The sequence below is a fragment of the Soonwooa buanensis genome (assembly GCF_900167905.1).
GTDB lineage: Bacteria > Bacteroidota > Bacteroidia > Flavobacteriales > Weeksellaceae > Soonwooa > Soonwooa buanensis.
This window is the reverse complement of the sequence record NZ_FUYZ01000007.1, coordinates 70,023-88,208: the sequence shown is the minus strand read 5'-3', so window position 1 is coordinate 88,208 and position 18,186 is coordinate 70,023. Positions and strand designations below refer to the sequence as shown.

General features: G+C 34.6%; 12 protein-coding genes and 1 tRNA gene. 4 read left to right on the top strand and 9 right to left on the bottom strand.

The genetic code is table 11. The features are described from left to right. Window positions 1-27 precede the first annotated feature (27 nt). The 7 genes from B5X62_RS10570 to B5X62_RS10540 all read right to left on the bottom strand — a co-directional run bounded on the left by B5X62_RS10570 (window position 28) and on the right by B5X62_RS10540 (window position 12,315). Entirely contained in the window at window positions 28-390 is a 363-nt protein-coding gene (locus tag B5X62_RS10570; RefSeq protein ID WP_394333306.1) for a VanZ family protein, read from the bottom strand. Beyond that, window positions 383-760: a glycine cleavage system protein GcvH gene (gene gcvH / locus B5X62_RS10565; RefSeq protein WP_079667393.1), complete on the bottom strand. Its 378-nt coding sequence runs from the start codon at window positions 758-760 to the stop codon at window positions 383-385. Before gcvH ends, B5X62_RS10570 begins: the two co-directional genes overlap by 8 nt. 156 nt (window positions 761-916) lie before the next feature. Beyond that, window positions 917-7,990 carry a T9SS outer membrane translocon Sov/SprA gene (sov, locus tag B5X62_RS10560; protein ID WP_449441360.1) on the bottom strand — a complete coding sequence of 2,358 codons (7,074 nt, stop codon included), beginning with the start codon at window positions 7,988-7,990 and terminating at the stop codon, window positions 917-919. 80 nt (window positions 7,991-8,070) lie between these two features. After that, window positions 8,071-8,655 carry a Holliday junction branch migration protein RuvA gene (ruvA, locus tag B5X62_RS10555; protein WP_079667391.1) on the bottom strand — a complete coding sequence of 195 codons (585 nt, stop codon included), beginning with the start codon at window positions 8,653-8,655 and terminating at the stop codon, window positions 8,071-8,073. Between the two features lie 134 nt (window positions 8,656-8,789). Further along, entirely contained in the window at window positions 8,790-11,075 is a 2,286-nt protein-coding gene (locus B5X62_RS10550) for an NADP-dependent malic enzyme (RefSeq protein ID WP_079667390.1), read from the bottom strand. A gap of 58 nt (window positions 11,076-11,133) precedes the next feature. Beyond that, on the bottom strand, window positions 11,134-12,000 hold the full coding sequence (locus B5X62_RS10545) for an ATPase (protein ID WP_079667389.1): 867 nt from the start codon (window positions 11,998-12,000) through the stop codon (window positions 11,134-11,136). Window positions 12,001-12,057: 57 nt separating this feature from the next. Next, window positions 12,058-12,315, bottom strand: coding sequence for a hypothetical protein (locus B5X62_RS10540; RefSeq protein ID WP_079667466.1), 258 nt, complete (start codon window positions 12,313-12,315; stop codon window positions 12,058-12,060). Between the two features lie 354 nt (window positions 12,316-12,669). Between B5X62_RS10540 and B5X62_RS10535 the strand changes: the two genes are divergently transcribed. The 4 genes from B5X62_RS10535 to B5X62_RS10515 are packed head-to-tail and all read left to right on the top strand — an operon-like array spanning window position 12,670 to window position 16,705. After that, window positions 12,670-13,128 (top strand): GtrA family protein, encoded by a 459-nt coding sequence (locus B5X62_RS10535; protein ID WP_079667388.1) that lies wholly within the window; start codon window positions 12,670-12,672, stop codon window positions 13,126-13,128. A 5-nt stretch (window positions 13,129-13,133) separates the two neighbouring features. Continuing rightward, window positions 13,134-13,871, top strand: a complete 738-nt coding sequence (locus B5X62_RS10530) for a lysophospholipid acyltransferase family protein (protein WP_079667387.1) — start codon at window positions 13,134-13,136, stop codon at window positions 13,869-13,871. 28 nt (window positions 13,872-13,899) lie between these two features. Then, window positions 13,900-15,666, top strand: a complete 1,767-nt coding sequence (locus B5X62_RS15680; RefSeq protein ID WP_245797182.1) for an MFS transporter — start codon at window positions 13,900-13,902, stop codon at window positions 15,664-15,666. Next, window positions 15,647-16,705 carry a DUF3810 domain-containing protein gene (locus B5X62_RS10515; RefSeq protein ID WP_079667386.1) on the top strand — a complete coding sequence of 353 codons (1,059 nt, stop codon included), beginning with the start codon at window positions 15,647-15,649 and terminating at the stop codon, window positions 16,703-16,705. The genes B5X62_RS15680 and B5X62_RS10515 overlap by 20 nt, the downstream gene beginning before the upstream one ends. A gap of 645 nt (window positions 16,706-17,350) precedes the next feature. Here the strand turns inward: B5X62_RS10515 and B5X62_RS10510 are convergent. Then, window positions 17,351-17,426: transfer RNA gene (locus B5X62_RS10510), tRNA-His, on the bottom strand. Window positions 17,427-17,465: 39 nt separating this feature from the next. Continuing rightward, on the bottom strand, window positions 17,466-18,182 hold the full coding sequence (gene bshB1 / locus B5X62_RS10505; protein WP_079667385.1) for a bacillithiol biosynthesis deacetylase BshB1: 717 nt from the start codon (window positions 18,180-18,182) through the stop codon (window positions 17,466-17,468). Window positions 18,183-18,186 lie beyond the last annotated feature (4 nt).

Below are 18,186 nucleotides of genomic sequence, written 5' to 3'. Positions count from 1 at the left end.
GATTGCCCGAAATAGGAAAAATAGAAATTAAGGAAGTCGTTTAGAAATTTGGTTGTAAACGAAAATAGCTAAGCTGAAACCTGCCATGTCTGCAAATAAGTCTAAAATCTCTAGCGATCGACCGAAGCCCATAACTTCTTGTAAAATTTCGGTGAGTAATGCGTAACTTAAACCTATTAGTATGTAAGTGGATTTTTTGATATTCGGAAAGGAAACCAAAATGCAAAAGCCTAAAAATCCAAAAATGCTAAAATGTAAAACCTTATCGATGCCAGGAAACATGAATGAATACTCTTTGTTTTCGATGCCTGGTCGAAGTAGCATATACGTAAGAAATGCCCAATAAATGGGCATTATATATTTTCTAAATATGTTGCGATATTTATCCAACGATTGCTTGATAATCTTCTGCTGATAATAATGTAGAAAGATCTGCTCCGTCTTTTAGTTGTAACTTGATGATCCAACCATCTCCGTATGGATCTGAGTTAAGCAATTCTGGTTCGTCTTCTAATTTTTCGTTGAACTCGATAACTGTACCATCAACTGGTAAGAAAAGGTCAGAAACAGTTTTTACAGCTTCTACGCTTCCGAATACGTCACCTGCAGCTAAGTCATCATCTACAGTGTCGACATCTACAAATACGATGTCTCCTAATTCGCTTTGTGCAAAATCTGTAATCCCGATTGTTGCTACGTTATCTTCAAATTTTACCCACTCGTGGTCTTTCGTGTACTTTAGTTCTGCTGGTGTATTCATTACGATTTATTGTTTGATACAAATTTAATTAGATTTTCGATATGCCACAACTTAATTTTAAAAATATAAGTAATCTAAATAATAGTTACCTCATCTTTAATATTCATAAAAAAACGCATTAGAAATACTAATGCGTTTTTTTATTTTAATTTATCATTAGAAGCCTCCTCCTGCTCCACCAAATGTGAATGTTGCGGTAAGACCTGCTCTAACTGTTGACAGCGGGAAGGCTGTTGAAATCTTATACTTTGTAACCATTTGGTCGTAGAAGAATTTCAGGTTAAAGTTTTGTGACATATTATAATCTGCTGATAATTTTAATGTCAATAACTTTTGTCCTCCCGTTACTTGCGAATCGTCAATTAAAATATTTGTGATTCTTGTTTTATTATCTCTTAAAGCTAAATCTGCTCTTATGTTAAGATCACTCTTGATATCTCGAGGTCTTCCTTTAAAGTTGATTTTCAGTTTTAAATCTTTAAGAATATAACCGTAACCGATAACATACTCAGTTCCCATGTCTTCTGTTAAAGTATGATTTATCAAACCTAACATATAAGCTCTGTCTCTGTTATACGATGCACGGAACTGCATGTTGTTACGCATCGTCACATCAATACCAATAAGCGGAGAGAAAGCCTCAACATATCCTACTTGTGAGAAAGTATATGGATTAATATAGTTGCCATTAACATCTCTTTCGCCAGCTGATTTTCTGTTAAAGTAATCGATATTTGATTGTACACCTGCCATCGTATAAGTCGATGAATAACTGTGTAACACATCAAACTTCGAGAACTGACTATTAACAATCGGAAGGTTCTTAAGTCCGCTATAAGTTAATTTCCAGTTTGGAAGTGGGAAGCCAGATTTTCTAACGCTACCTAATTGTTTCGGTGACTTACCTTCTACCGCCGCTTTGAAAGCAGGAATTAAAACATAAGCGTTTGAAATGTCATAACCGTCCGCATAACCTGTAGCAGTTGCTGCGCCTCCTAATTCTTGAGAAATAAGTCTTGCATTTTCTTTAATCTTATCATAAAGTGCAGCACCGTCTGTAAAGGCTGTACCAAATGTCCAAGCCGTACTCGAGTGTGTTATCATCTCTGAACCGAATGAGAAAGCAGGATCTGGATTGACATTGAAACCAGTCTGCATAAAGTTACGCGAGTAGTTTTGCAACACATTGAAATCGATTCTGAAATCATTAACTGGCATCACTTGTAGATTCGCAGTCAAGTTACGCGTCGTCATCTCTGTATAAGCATCCGTCATATAGTCTGATCTCGAAATCCAAGATCTTTCGATTGCAAGACGACGAATATCAGCCTGAGATCCTAACAAGAATCCAATAGTTGGTCCACCAAGCGTTTGTCCAACACCATAGAAGTTAGGGGCCGACAATAGACCTGGTAACACAATACCATTGTTCTCATTATAATTAACATCCAACTGCTTGATCGATGTTAATGCATAAGCAACCGCTTGGAAAGGCGACAACTTATTTTTAAACTTATAAGCTTTGAATTCTTTCTTTTTACCTTTCTTCAAGAAGTTTTGAGAATAGACATTGTTAAGTGAGTCAATCTCTTGTCTTCTCTTAGACATAGTTTCCGTTATCTTTTGGAAGTATTTAAACTTACCTAAAAACTTCGGTACATCAACTGTCGATGTCGCCAAAATCGTGTTGGTATTTTGACCAACATTACCAAGACTTTCGATAACGCCTGTTTCAGGATTTTGGAAGTTACGAAGTGCTGATGATCTTGCATTCCAGTTATATTGGAAGCTGTAACCCAATTCTGCATTAATGAAATCCAAATATGGTAAATACTCAAACGGCAAACGATAATTAAGTTGTACTCTATGATTGTATTGTACCGGACGTCCCGCTCTGAAAGGATTTCCGAAAATACTACTTGTATTCATATCGTAAACTGATAGATTATCATTCAAGGTTCTGGTTTCAGAGTTAATTTCCATCTTTAAAGATTTAGTGAAATTAAATCCTAAACTATACTGCCATCCGAAGTAGAATGTACGGTTACGAATCGTATTAGAATTATCAATATTTCCATTTATTAATGCATCAATATTTCTAAACTCTAACTCGTTATAATTTCTGTCCAACATTGTTCTGAAAGACAATCTCGTCGGCACCGGATTGAAGTTAACTTCTTTTATCCATCTCAAATATTTGTAAGACTTCGCAGTATCGCTAATCATTTTGTTAAATGGACGTAATACAAATGGTTTGAAGTTATAATTATACTCAATCGATCCTTTTAAGTATTGTCTGTAATTACGTTTTGTGTAGATGTCGCGGAAGTAATCATCGTTATAAATCGTTGTTAAAGACAAGTTTTCTACATCATAGAATTTTGGTTTTTTGTTAGGATTCATACGTTCTTTACGCATGTTAACCACACCAATACTACGTTGTTGACTGTATGTTCTAACCACTTTTTTAAGATCAGCTTCGTTAGGCGATTTTGTCAACTCCACATCATTATCAAGCGGATTATATTTAGGATCTTCGATCGTTTGTGTATACGAGTAATTAAGCGGAATCTTCATACCAACTTTTTCAGGAAGGAATTTGTCTACATTAACCGTTGTATTAATACTAAATGTCGAATTAGATGACTGCGCTCTTTCTGAAGGTTTTTGGTCAATTGCTCCAAATCCAACTGATGAATAAGCTGCATTGGCATTAACTAAAGCAAAGTCTCCTAAGTTAAAGTTAAGGGAAGCGTTACCTGCATAACCACCTTTATTTTCGATTTCGGAAAGGCGAATCTCGTTAACCCAAAGGATTAAGTCTTTTTGTTGCCCAGCCATCATTCCTCTGTTAGAACCAGCACCATTGTTATTTCTAACACCTATCAAAATATTAGTTACGTTCCCTAAACTCGGACGACCTTTGACAAAGATTTTTTTATTATCACCATCTGGTTTGTAATCTAGATATTGATAACGTACATCTGGTTTGAAATCAGGATTTTCTTTCATGTATTCGTCACGCTTCATTTTCGCATTAACAAATTCTTCAATCGCTAGATTAACTTGGTTTTCTGTTGGCCAAATATCTAATGGCGACGTTGCATTTTGCGCTGTATATTTTAATGAAGCTTCGTACTCGTAATAGTTATCCGTAGCATCTGATCCAAAACGAATGAAGAATTTAGCATCTGGATCAACACTTGTATTCATTACATTTTTAAGATCTTCCGCGTGTACAAACAATTCTAGTTTTTTGTAACGACGCATATCAAGATTTGTATTTTTGAATACACCTCTTGCTTCTCTTCCCAAATTATTAACCTTCATGTAAAGCGAAGATTCATTTTGTCTTTGTGCACCAGCGTTACCACTTAACACTTGTCTATCGATACCTGGAGGCAATACATAAGGCGGTTTTCCTAAAGCATTTTCTTCAAGATTAACACTTCCTACATCAAAGGTACTAACATTGGTAATTGTCTGCCCTTCGTTAGGATCATCATCTTTATCGTTATATGCTAATCTATTTGTATATTTTCTCCAATCTGATCTTACTAAATCAAACGTACCGAATCTTAAAGTAGAAGTTTGTTCAAAACCTTTAAGGATCATTCTGGCAAATCTCACGTTATTAAGAATTGCTGCATCAGCATTTCCTCCTAAAGATTTATCATCAAATTGAGAAACTGGAATTCTGAACAAATACCATTTAACTTTTGAGTTTTGACCGTTTTCAAACTTAACATTCACTTCTTTGATGTCAACAATTTTGTTTGTCCCATCAAGAACTAATTTATCTTTTGCTAAGTCAATTGTATATTGATTATAATCTTCACTTTGGTCTAAGTTATAGTCTCTATTAACATCTTCCGCATCTGGTAACTGCGTAGCAACTTCTAAAGTATTAGCCTGCGAGTTACCTTGTGGATTACGGAAATAACGATAACGATCAATAAGAGAAGAAGCCAATGTCCCTTGGAATTTATCCGACATATAGAATACAAAGTTATCCGATGCTGGATCCAACTCATTGGTCACTGGGTTATTAAATGACACGCCAAACTTCGAAGATTCAGCTTCGTCATTAAGACCGTCGTAACCTAAATCTTGTTGCGTTCTCTCATCACCTTCTGTCGAGAAAGCATATAGAATAGGGAATTGTGTTGGCTGATTTCCCCATTTAGAGCTTGTTGTTTGTGTAGGGTTAGAAGCAGTTGGCATTCCGTTTTCGTAAAGAAGTTTACCATCTTTAAGAACATCTTCTGATACGTTACCCAATTGTAATAATAATTTTGGATCATTTCCTAGATTATTACCATCCGCATAAGGATCCATCATCCAAAACTCAACATATTCGATATTCGAATTAACAAAGTTAGATACACCGATTGATCTCATCAAACCTCCCCAACGTTGGTTAGCTGCTTCATCTAACAGATTCACATTATAAGGACCTCTTTGCGCTGGGTAAAAACTCACGTCAAAAGTTGTCAACATGGTTTGTTCTCCAGCTACAAAATCTCTTTCGTTGTACAATTCGGACATCATAACACGACGCGAACGGTGATTTGATAACACTTGTGCATTAATACCGTTTGGTGCTTTACCACCAACGCCGTAGAATCTCGGGTCAATGTTATACCAAGATGTCAAACCTCTACCGTAACCATTTTCAGTATCATCATTCAATCCTGCATTTGCAAAAATTGGATCTGTTTTATTAAGTTCAGGTTTAGAAGCAATACTCCATAAACTCGGCTCTTTTAATGAAATTTTTGAAGTTGTTTGTTCAAAATCATCAATATAAGATTGGTCGTTAGTTCCTTTATTTTGACCTGGAATTAAATAAGCAGCTTCTGCTTTAAAGTTTAAATTAGAAGGCGCTTCTGTATTGATAAACGGAATTTTATCCGTTAATCTTGTTAGGAATGGAAGTTCGTTATTATACAAAATATTGAAACCTGCCATCGTATTATTAACCGCTTCTTGACCGAAGTTCACTTTTTGAGTTAAAGGTCTTTCTGCATAGTTAACAACGGTTGCACCAACAGTCAAATGATCATTAAAACGACGTTCTAAATTTAATCCTAAGAAACGTTTTCTTTGGGTATTAAACGTCATTTGGTTTTCCATAGAAATGTTAATGGCTTGTCCAGATTGCTTAACTTGTTCGTTAATAATCGTTACCGTACCCAACATATAATCTACAGTATAATCGACACCTTCCGTCAATTGTACACCATTAGCTGTAACACGTACTGATCCTTGCGGTACGTTAATAGCACCCATCGAGATCCCTTGACCTTGTGCGCCTTTGTAACGACCTTCAATTGTGTATCGTTGCGCTAGGTTACTTTGCTTGGCTGTTTCTTTTAATTTGGTATATAGGTCGGTATAAACATATTGTTTAGCATCAATACTATTACTATTAGGAAGACTTTCTATAAGATCCGACATTGTTTTACCAAAAGGTTGAACTTTAGTAAAAATCACTTTTCCTTGCTCAGGCTCAATCGTAAGACCTGGCACAAAGTCAAAAATACCATCACCAAAAACACCATTCTCTGCTTGGACGTCATTGTTTAGATTTAATCGATCCCAGTTAACGGTTTTCAATAAGTTGTTATCTGGCGTTGTGATACCTGGCAAATAGTTAACCTTACCTCCAGAAGAATTATCGCGGTAGTAGACATTCAATAAGAAATTCTCTTGCTGAATTTGGTTAGCATTCATCGGATAAATGTTCTTCATCATCAAATCCCACATTGGCGACGTTGTTTTCACCATGGTATTTGACTTCAACATTTTAGTTACAAGAACAGAACTTTCTTCTGAAAATTCTCCGACTTTATAAACTTGATCCGAACCTGCAATTGTATACGAGTATGAAACCGCTAAGAATTGGTTGTCATTTAATCTTTGGTTTAATGAGATATAACCTAATTGTGGATTGAATTTGTACTCACCTGGATTTAATCGTTTTGCTTTTCTATTAAAAATAAATTGCTCACCATCAATATAAGGCTCTGTACCGCCTTGCGCATTAGGTAAGTTTTGTCCATTAATAGTATTATAAGCTGTCCCAACATCACGCAAGCCTGCTCCTAAACCTGTAACCGCATTATATAATCCATTCTGCGAATTGTTTGGATAAGCACCTGCACCATCTCCCAAATCTCGGATACCTACAATACTTTTTTGATCCTGAAGATTAGCAGAACCTTGATCCAAAACCCAAACTTCGAGTCTTGTTACATTAATTCTTGTGCTAAGTGTTGGATATGTTAATAGCGTTTTGTCATAATTATCATAAAAATAATGTCCTAAAAAGTAATGTTGATTATCTTCATAATCATAAGCGTTAACTTTAAATGTGCTAATTGCTCCACCACCTTGTACAACGATATTACGAGCTTCACCTTGTTGTTGCGAAAACACAAAAGTACCAGTCGTCTTACCCAACTGGAAATCTGTCTTAAGACCGAAAAGCGATTGCGCGCCACGAATCAAACTGGTAGAAAGCGGCATACTAACGTTACCAAACTCTACTTTTTTGATGACTTTATCTTCACCACCAGTCGTTTTATCATCAAGACCTTTAGATTGCAAATCCTTCCAAGATCCTTTTGCTTGCCACATCAAGTTCATTCTGTTCTCGAATGCAAAACCACTTTGGGTATCGTAATTGGCTTTTAACTGCAAATTCTCACCAACTTTCCCCGTCAATCCCAACTGCATTCTTTGCTGAATGTTAATTGTGAAATTGTTTCGGTTTTGTGGTAAGATTAGTGGATTGTCAATTTTTTGCAAAAGAACACCCAAGTCAAAAGACGCATAACCTTGAGGAATTAACTCAATTTTGTTACTTCCGAAAATGTTTTCAAAAATTTTATTTCGGATTGTGATGCTTGGCAAAAGACCTTTCTTCTTAGCATCAGCTTGATCTTTTCGGTTTGCTAAATTGTTGTTATCCGATTTTTCTTGGAAATAAGACTTCAATTGATTTTGCAACATATAGTTACGATATTGATCAAATGTCATCACCAACGGATTACCAACCGTCGTATTTCCAATCTTTGGATACAAATAATAAATCCCTTCTTTGACATCATAGAATGCCTCGTATCGAATAGGACTTGCTAAATTGAAATGATTTTTGATATTGACACTGTCATTTGGTTTTTCTTGTGCAATAGCTTGTATGCACCCAACTAAAACCAACAACAATGCAAAAATCTTTTTAAAGTAAAACTCTCTCCTCACTATCTTCTCTTTTTACATCTGTATTATCTAAAACACAAAAAATGTTAAATGTTTTTTAAAATTTCTTTTACCAGTTCTTCCACCGAAACTTCTGGATTTTTCTTCTGAATGCGATCTGCAATCTTCTCCGACATTTTTTTAGAAATACCTAAAACCTCTAAAGCAGTTAACGCCTCATCTTTAACTTTATTATCTACGAATTGAGAAATATTTTCTGACGAAAGCCCAAATTTGGCTACCTTATCTTTAAGATCGACGATAATACGTTCGGCAGTTTTGGTACCGATGCCTTTCACTTTTTGTAAAACAACACTTTGTCCATTTTGGATTGCAGAAGCGGTCTCTTCTAAGGTCAACGATGACAAAAGGATAAGTGCCGAAATTGCACCTACACCATTAACACTAATTAAGAGATTGAACATTTCTTTTTCCAAAAGTGTGTTAAAGCCGAACAGCAAATGGGCATCTTCTCGAATAATCTGTTGTATATAAAGTTTGTGGTGTATACCAAGCTTCAACATTTGCGAAGTTTGTAAGCTAATACCAACATAATAACCAACGCCATTGACGTCTATTACGGCATAAGTCGGCGTTAACTCCTCCACTATTCCTTTTAATGAATAAATCATAATCTAATTAACAATTTGCTAATATATTAATTCGAAACGAGAATTAAAAAATCTTGTTAAAATTGATAAAAATTCTTAATAAAAAAAGCGAAACCGAAGTCCCGCTTTATCTATTTTTTGAAAATAATTAATTCTTATTTCACTTGTCTTCTTTGTGCATCCAAAACTGCAATTGTCGCCAAATTCACAATTTCGTCAACGCTAGAGCGCATTTGTAGTACATGCACTGGCTGTTTTAGTCCCATTAAAATTGGACCTACAACTTGCGCCATCTTCATCCCACGAATAATTTTATATGATAAATTCGCGCTTTCTAAGTTTGGAAATACAAAAACATTTGCTGGTTCTGTACCCAATTTTGAGAACGGATAATCGCTTAAATGATCACTATTCATAGCAAAATCTGGTTGTATCTCGCCATCAACAATCATTTTCGGGAATTTCTCATGCAGAATAGAAACCGCTTTTGCCACTTTTTTCGAAGTTTCAGAAATTGCTGCAAAATTCTCAAACGACAACATTGCAATTCTTGGTTCAATAGCAAAAGTTTTAACCGTCATTTCTGACATTTTAGCAATATTCACCAAATCTTCAGCAGTCGGATTTTGATTAATCGACGTATCAGCAAAGAAAATTGGTTTTTTCTCTGTTAAAATCATCATCATCGCAGCCACTTTGTCAACGCCTTTTTCTTTTTCAACAACTTCTAAAATTGGTTTTAAAACCGAAGAATAATTTTTAGAAAAACCAACAATCAACGCATCTGTATCGCCATGTTTCAACATCAAAGGTCCAAAATAATCTCTTTGACGCACAAAAAGTTTCGCTTTGTACTCATTCATCCCTTTACGTTGACGAAGTTTCCAAAGTGTCTCGCGATATTTAACACGATTTTCTTCCTGATCATCATCCATTGGATCAACAATCGGTACATCGATATTAATGTTATATTTTTCCATTTGTTGTTTGATGAATTTCTTCTCACCCAACAAAATTGGTTTTGCAATACCTTCTTCCAAAAGAATTTGAGCAGCTTTCAAAACATTATATTCTTCAGCATTCCCCAAAGTTACACGCATCGGATTAGACTTTGCGCGACTCTGCATCATACGGATTAGACGCTCGTCACGTCCCATACGATCTAGCAAATTATTTTCGTATTCTTCAAAATCCGTAATTGGACTTTTCGCAATACCGCTTTCCATCGCAGCTTTTGCAACTGCCATAGAAACTCGTGTTAAAAGTCGACTATCAAAAGGTTTTGGAATAAAATAATCTCTTCCAAAATGCAATTGCTTAATATTATAAGCCAACTTCACAACTTCCGGAACTTGCTCCTTCGCTAAAGCTGCTAATGCACGAACCGCCGCCAACTTCATCGCTTCGTTAATGCCTGTTGCTTGTACATCCAAAGCGCCACGGAAAATATATGGGAAGCCCAAAACGTTGTTCACCTGATTAGGAAAATCGCTTCGTCCTGTAGCCAGAATAACATCTTTTCTGGTCTCAACCGCTAAGTTGTAATCGATTTCTGGATCTGGATTTGCCAATGCAAAAACAATTGGATTGTCTGCCATGCTTAACAACATCTCTGGCGACATCACATTTCCTTTTGATAAACCAACAAAAACATCAGCACCTTTTAGTGCATCTTCTAAGGTTTCAATATCAGTTTCGGCAATGAAATCGATTTTTTCAGGCGTTAAATTTGTTCTTTTATGATTGATAACACCTTTTGAGTCACACATCAAGACATTTTCTTTAGAAAGTCCCAATGCGATATATAATTTAGTACAAGCGATTGCCGCGGCACCTGCGCCATTAACAACAACTTTAACTTCATCAATTTTTTTATCTGCAATTTCTAAAGCGTTGATTAAGGCCGCCGCAGAAATAATCGCCGTACCATGTTGGTCGTCGTGCATCAAAGGAATATTAAGCTCTTCCTTTAATCTTTGTTCGATATAGAAAGCTTCTGGCGCTTTAATATCTTCGAGGTTAATTCCACCGAAAGTTGGCGCAATTCCTTTTACAATTTCAATGAATTTATCTGGATCTTTTTCGTCAATCTCAATATCAAAAACATTGATGTCTGCAAATATTTTGAAAAGAAGACCTTTACCTTCCATAACTGGTTTTGATGCTTCCGCACCAATGTCTCCAAGCCCAAGAACTGCAGTTCCGTTAGAAATAACTGCCACCAAATTTCCTTTTGCTGTGTAGTCGTACACTGTTTGCGGATTGTTGTAAATTTCCATACAAGGCACAGCAACACCCGGCGAATATGCCAAGCTCAAATCTCTTTGAGACGAGTGTGGTTTAGATGGTACAACTTCAATTTTTCCTTTTGGTTCGGCTTTATGATAATCTAAAGCAGCTTTGTTAAAAGCATTTAAATCTTTTTGATTTTGTTTCGGCATACTAATTTTTTTAATTAATTAAAAAATTCCCTTCTACAATAATTGATAAACGCAAAACTTAGGGTAAAAGTTTTGGTAAAATATAGTCGCGGTGGTAGTTAACAAGACTTTCTATTGGTCGTTGTACAATATCACCCACCGTGAAATGAAATTCTGCTGCGGCAGCTCTCAAAATATCTTCGAAAAAATAAGCGATCGATCCGATGAAGTTGAGTTCGCTACTGCGACATTCTTTATAAGGAAGAACCTGAAATTCTAAAAAGTTTCTAAGTTCTTTATATACAAATTGTTGAAAATATGGATGCGTTTTGCGATCAACAATAAATCTTGTGAAATCGGCAAAATAGGCATTAACGCGAGGATTGTGATACATATTTTGTAACAAATCTTCGATGTTAAGCTGATAGATTTCCGCAAACTGATTGTGTAAATCTGGTGGTAATTTTTTCATAAAGAAATGACGCACGAGTTGCTTTCCAAGTGAGCTGCCGCTACCTTCGTCTCCTATTAAGAAACCCAAAGACGGCAATTCTGTCCTTAGTTTTTCTCCATCAAAATAACAAGAATTAGAACCTGTCCCCAGAATACATACAATCTCAGGATGACCTCGATAAGCTGCGTAAGCTGCTGCTACAAGATCTTCCTTTGCTGTTACGTAAGCATTTTTGAAAACTTTATTAAGTTCTCTTTGGACAATTTCTCTATTTTTTTGCACGCCACAACCAGAGCCATAAAAAAACACATGTTTGATATCGTTAGCAACAGACATCAAAGCTTTGTTATTTTCGACTTCGGGCGCAATAAGTTCTGGTGAGATAATATTGGGATTAAAACCGATGGTTTCTGTCTTAAAGACCTCTTTACCATCATGTTCTAGGATAACCCAATCGCATTTAGTAGAACCTCCATCTACAATTGCAATCATATTTTTTATAAATAAATTAGGCCTGTAAAAGTAGGAAATTATTCTGTAAATAATATATTAGGCATCATTATCTCTTGGCGTGATATTCGTCAGCCAATTATTAATCTCTTCTTCGAGATATTCGGTTTGCAATTGTATAGCATTAATAAAATCATCCGGCACCGAATTTTTCTCGTCATTTTCTATTTCCCACAGTTCGTCGGACATTAGTTCGTACTCAGAATAGATTCTTTTAAAAGTCGAATTATTCTTTTCAAGCTCCTCAATTTTTTTCAACTGAGGCTGAAATTTTCGATAACTTGGACGCTTTTTCATAATATATTTGTATTGTATTGTGTTAAAAATATCGAAGAACAACATACAAATAAGTGAAAAACAGCACACACACTTCAAATGCGTTATTCTTAGAATAAAGATACATTTTTAGAATTAATACCAAAATAAAATAACATTTTTTAATATTATTTTAAATATTTTAATGTTTTTCTAAATAATAAATCATTCAATATTTCTAGATTTCATCGTTATTTTCGTTTATTTTACCGCAATTCTATTAGGTTTAAGCTTATAAGATTTTATAAAAGCCTGATAAATACATAATTTTTGGTTCTCATAATCTTAAAAAAACTGTTTTAATATTTTAACATTAAAAGTTTAAATTTGCACCAAATGAAAGATTTACTTTTAAAACAAAAACAGGTTTTGTTTTTTATCATCGCTGGAGGTTTAAGCGCCATTGTAGAAATCGGCAGCTTCAAACTATTTAGCGTTAACATCCCCAAAATTGCAACTTGGGAATATAATCTTTACGGCATAAAATATCCTTTGAGTAACATCTTATCAACTTGTTGTGGTATTATTACTAATTATTTCTTGAGTATTTGGTTTGTTTTTGAAAGAGGAAAACACTCCAAACGTCGTGAGTTTATGTATTTTATGATTGTATCTTTTATATCAACTATATTAAGTTTAACCTTATTCCAAATATTTTTCCATTACGTCTTTACGAGTTATTTTAGCATCAAGATTTTCACTTTCTCTCCAGAAATGATTAGTAAAATTGCTGCAATTGTAACAGTTTCTGTACTTAACTACAGCATCAAAAAGAAAGTGATCTTTAATGGATAATTAAAATGACAGCAATTCTTAATATACTTTGGCGTGTTTGGATGGTAATCATCGGACTTATATTCACCATACTTTGGGGAATCCCAGTCTATATCCTTTCTTTTAGAAAAAGTCATTACAGATATTGTTATTTCTTTATCCGTATGTGGGCATATTGCATGTATTATGGCATGGGTATGAGTTATAAACGCATTAATCTTTCTAAGCAAAATCTCAACAGAAATCAACAATATGTATTTGTATCCAACCACACCTCGATTATGGATATTATGTTGATGCTGATTTTGTTACCAAATCATCCGCTTTGTTTCGTTGGTAAAAAAGAGTTGGTAAAGATTCCGATTTTCGGAACCATTTATAAAAGAATTTGTGTGATGGTTGATCGAAGCAGCGCCAGAAGTCGTGCTGATGTTTATCGTCGTTGTGCCGAAAAAATGCAAGAAGGTTGCAGTATTGTCATCTTCCCCGAAGGTGGTGTGCCAGATGACACGTCTATTATTTTGGATAATTTTAAAGATGGCGCTTTTATTTTAGCTACAAAACATAAGTTTTCTATCGCGGCTTTCACATTTGTTGGTCTCAAAGAAATGTTTCCTTTTAACAATAAAAAAGGTTATCCTGGATGCGCGAAAGCCTATTTTAATGGTATCTACGAACCCAACTTATCAATGACGGAATTAAAATCCGTTGTGTATGAGGAAATTAAAAATGTTTTAAACAAGTATTATCTTATTAATAAATAATTATATTTGTTTAACATATTTTTATTAAATGAGTCAACATAACGAACAAACCAAGTGGTCACAGTTTTTGTCCTTGGTTATTGTATTCTTCTTCTGGGGATTTGTAGCAGCGAGTAATGACATCCTGATTCCCGTTTTCAAAAAATGGTTTGTATTATCACAATTACAGTCGCAACTGGTCGCTTGGGCCTTCTACGCCGCCTATTTTGTTGGATCCGTAATATTTTTCATCATTTCCCTTAAAAGTGATATTTTACAAAAATTTGGTTACAAAAAAACACTTGCCGTTGGATTGAGCATTTCCGCAATTGGTGCATTTTTGTTTTTCCCAGCTGCAGCCACAGCCAATTTCTGGTTTTTCTTAATGGCTTTGTTTGTTGTTGGATTAGGATTTTCGGTACAGCAAATTGTTGCCAACCCTTTAGCGATTAAAATGGGAAGCGCAAGCACTGGCGCGCACCGTTTGACTTTAGCTGGCGGAATTAACTCTCTCGGAACGACAATAGGACCAATTATCGTTGGTATTGCATTGTTTGGAACTGGTAATAAAAGCGAACCTCTTCCTGCAAATCTTAGCAAAACCGAAACTTTAGTGTACGAATACAAAACTCTAAAAACTGAGTTAGAGACTAATATACTTGATCTCGGAAAAGACTCACACGTTGACAGCGCCGAAAAAACTGCGACTGAAACCAAAGTCAATAATCAAATCAGTAAATTAAATGCTGGACTTGCGACTCTAGAAGTTAACAAAAATCTATCAGACGAACTTGTTAATCAATATTCTAAACAACTTGATGACACCAAAAAAGAAGCAGCTAACACGCTTTATCCAAAAGAATTCGTAAAAGGGAAACTTAGTACGGTTAAAATGCCTTTTGTAATTTTAGGAATCGCATTTATTTTGGTAGCGATTTTCATGTTATTTTCAAAAATTGAAGATCCTGCAAAAGAAGAAGAAAAGTTAATTGACGAAGGTTCGGAGAAGTTTAGAATTACAAAATACCCTCAACTTGTTTTGGGTATGATTGCCATCTTTTTGTACGTTGGTGTGGAAGTTAGTATCATTAGTAATCTACCTGCCCTACTGCATACTCGCGAATTCGGAAGTGTTTTAGAAAACAATATTGCGCCGTTTGTCTCTCTATATTGGGGAAGTCTTATGATTGGACGTTGGAATGGCGGAATCAACGTTTTTAACACTTCAAAAGCTCTTAATTTACTTTTAAAAATCGTTGTTCCGTTCATAGCATTTGGGATTATTATTTTCGCAAATAATATGAGTGGTAAAGATGTAACTTCATTCTACATCTATCCTATTTGGATTGCAATATTTATTTTTATCAGTTTTATTGGTGGAAAAAACGCTGGAAAAACACTTATGATTTTTGGTGTTGCAGGTATTATTATGATGATATGTGGACTTTTCTATCCAGACAAAAATATTGCAAAATATTTCTTGATCTCTGGAGGACTTTTCTGTTCAATTATGTGGCCAGCAATTTTCGATTTAGCAATTGCAGGACTTGGCAAAAACACTGGTAAAGCATCATCTTTCCTTATTATGATGATTTTGGGTGGCGGTATTATCCCATTAGTACAAGGTGCAATTTGCGATATTGACAATGGTCCTTCTGGACATGGCGGTATCATGGGAATGACTTACACACATTTCTCTTACATTATCCCTGCGCTTTGCTTTTTATATCTAGCAATTTTTGGTTATATTACACCTAAAATTCTAAAGAAACAAGGCGTTGAACTTACAGAATCAAATGAAAGTAGCGGACACTAAATTGTCTCAAAAAAAGAAAATATTAATTTGGGCAGGCCTTTGGTTTGCCCAAATTTTTGTTTTTTACCTACTATCAAAATCGACAATAGCAATCGATTTTTTTGCAAAATTTTATGAATGGCAAAAAACAGCACATCAAAAAATATTTAGTAGCCTCAATTTTTCAGTTGGTGATATTTTGTATGTGGTTTTAGGATTATGGATTGCAACTATTATTTATTTCATTTTTAAAAAAGGAATAAAATCTCAGCTAGTAAAAGTTTTAATATTCTTAAATATAATCTACTTCGTTTATCAAATGTTTTGGGGAATGATGTATTTTCAAAAACCGATTATTAAAGTTAATCCAGACGATAAAATCTCAATCGAAAAACTAAAAACCTTATCTATAAAATATCTAGAATTTTGTATTAAAAACAGAGAACATCTTAATGAAGACAAAAACGGTATTTATCAAATCGAAAACCTTGATAAGATTAAATCTGAACTCATTTTAACACAAGCCAAAATACCAACAAAATTCAACACCAAAACACCAACAAATATTATTTCTATAAAGCCAAGTTTATTTGGTGAAATAATGAGCTTAACGGGCATTTTAGGCTATTACAATCCTTTTACAGCAGAAGCACAATATGATGCCAATTTGCCCGATAGCAACAAGGCTTTTACATTATCGCATGAAGCAGCGCATCAGCTGGGTTATGCTAGAGAACAGGAAGCTAGTTTTATTGGATTTCTAAATTGCATTTATTCTGAAAAACCAGAATTAGAATATTCTGCAAACCTTTTTGCCTTGAAAAACATTCTGTCAAACATTCTGGCTTCTGACCCAAAGTGGGTGGAATTTATTTTAAAAAGATATTCTAAAAAAATGAAGAGAGACAGAGCCAACGAAATCGTTTTTAGGAAAAAAAATAAAAGTGTACTAGGTGATGCTTTCGGCTGGACTAATGATCTATTTTTAAAGACAAATCGACAAGATGGAAGCGTTACATATAGTTACTTCATCTACCTTCTACTCTACTATGAGGCATAAAAAAAGAATCGTATCAGAGATACGATTCTAAAAACACAAATGATGAAAAAAAATTTATTGCCTTTGTTTAGCACTACTGCTTTTCTAAGGCGTGGTAAATGTATAACTTAATATTTAATTAAGCAAAACTTTAAACAAATATTTTTACAATTTATTAGATTGATAATCATAACGCATTATAAACGAGATATTTTAAATACAATTTATATTTCTGCGAAAATCAAAACAATAAAGTATCGAGATTATTTTAGAGTCCTTCGTTCTATAATCAAGAAAACATTACAAACAACAAAATTAGTTAAACACACATTTAAAATCAATAAATAAGCACATCCTATTACACTTTTATATAATTTGAATGCTAAAAATATCAATACACTAAAATTAAAGAAAATTAATATTGTCAAGTTTTACCATAATCAACTTAAGATTGAATCCGAAAAAGCCAGTTGAGAATAACATCTCGTCTAACTACTAAAAATTATGAAAAAATATAGAAATAAAACATAGGAACTGACGTCATCAAAACTCAAATATATTTACAACTGAAAAAAGTTCAACAATAATAAAAGTAGATAGTCAAAAAAACTCTTAATCGACAAAATAAAAAAAAGCATCCTAAAATTAGAATGCTTTTTTAAATTTGGGTGAATGATGGGTCTCGAACCCACGACCTTCGGAACCACAATCCGACGCTCTAACCAACTGAGCTACAATCACCGTTTTTGCGTGTGCAAATATAGCACAATAATTCTAACTATCAAATAAAATTATCAAAATTTTTCAAAGCAATTAATTTTTCAGATGTAAAACCCTCAGCATAAGCAACTCCCGATAAACGCCCAAGATCTTGCGCGCGGTAGGTTAAACTCTCCAAAAAGTCTTTTGTTGCGATTGGCGTCATAGGTTCGTTAGAAGTTGGATCATAAAACTGCGTTTTATAAGCCATGCAAGATGCTATTTTAATATCTAAAAATTCAGAAATATCAATAACAAATTCTGGTTGAATATGCTTCCATTGGATATAATGCAAAACCAATTTAGGTCGCCAAACCTCTTGTGGTCGATTGTCTAATTCGGTTTCGATTTTTCTAAGCCCCGAAAGAAAACAAGCATCAGAAGCCAACTTTGCGCCTTTTGCATGATCAGGATGACGGTCATCAATCGCATTAGCCAAAACAATATCTGGTTGGTATTTTCTAATCATTTTAACGATTCGCATTTGATAGTCTTTAGAATTCTCTAAAAAGCCATCTTCCATCTTCAAGTTTTCTCTCGCTGAAACTCTCAAAATCTTTGCGGCTTCAGCAGCTTCCACGGCGCGCGTTTCGTTAGTACCACGAGTTCCTAATTCACCTTGTGTCAAATCGATTATAGCTACTGTTTTTCCTTCCGAAATCAGTTTTGCTAGTGTTCCTCCACAACCCAACTCAACATCATCAGGATGCGCTCCAATTGCTAAGATGTCAACTTTCATTATC

Coding starts and splice junctions, on each gene's coding strand:
- ruvA (WP_079667391.1), bottom strand. CDS start 8,655: ATGATTTATTCATTAAAAGGAATAGTGGAGGAGTTAACGCCGACTTAT.
- bshB1 (WP_079667385.1), bottom strand. CDS start 18,182: ATGAAAGTTGACATCTTAGCAATTGGAGCGCATCCTGATGATGTTGAG.
- B5X62_RS10535 (WP_079667388.1), top strand. CDS start 12,670: ATGAAAGATTTACTTTTAAAACAAAAACAGGTTTTGTTTTTTATCATC.
- B5X62_RS15680 (WP_245797182.1), top strand. CDS start 13,900: ATGAGTCAACATAACGAACAAACCAAGTGGTCACAGTTTTTGTCCTTG.
- B5X62_RS10515 (WP_079667386.1), top strand. CDS start 15,647: ATGAAAGTAGCGGACACTAAATTGTCTCAAAAAAAGAAAATATTAATT.
- B5X62_RS10540 (WP_079667466.1), bottom strand. CDS start 12,315: ATGAAAAAGCGTCCAAGTTATCGAAAATTTCAGCCTCAGTTGAAAAAA.
- B5X62_RS10545 (WP_079667389.1), bottom strand. CDS start 12,000: ATGATTGCAATTGTAGATGGAGGTTCTACTAAATGCGATTGGGTTATC.
- B5X62_RS10530 (WP_079667387.1), top strand. CDS start 13,134: ATGACAGCAATTCTTAATATACTTTGGCGTGTTTGGATGGTAATCATC.
- gcvH (WP_079667393.1), bottom strand. CDS start 760: ATGAATACACCAGCAGAACTAAAGTACACGAAAGACCACGAGTGGGTA.
- B5X62_RS10550 (WP_079667390.1), bottom strand. CDS start 11,075: ATGCCGAAACAAAATCAAAAAGATTTAAATGCTTTTAACAAAGCTGCT.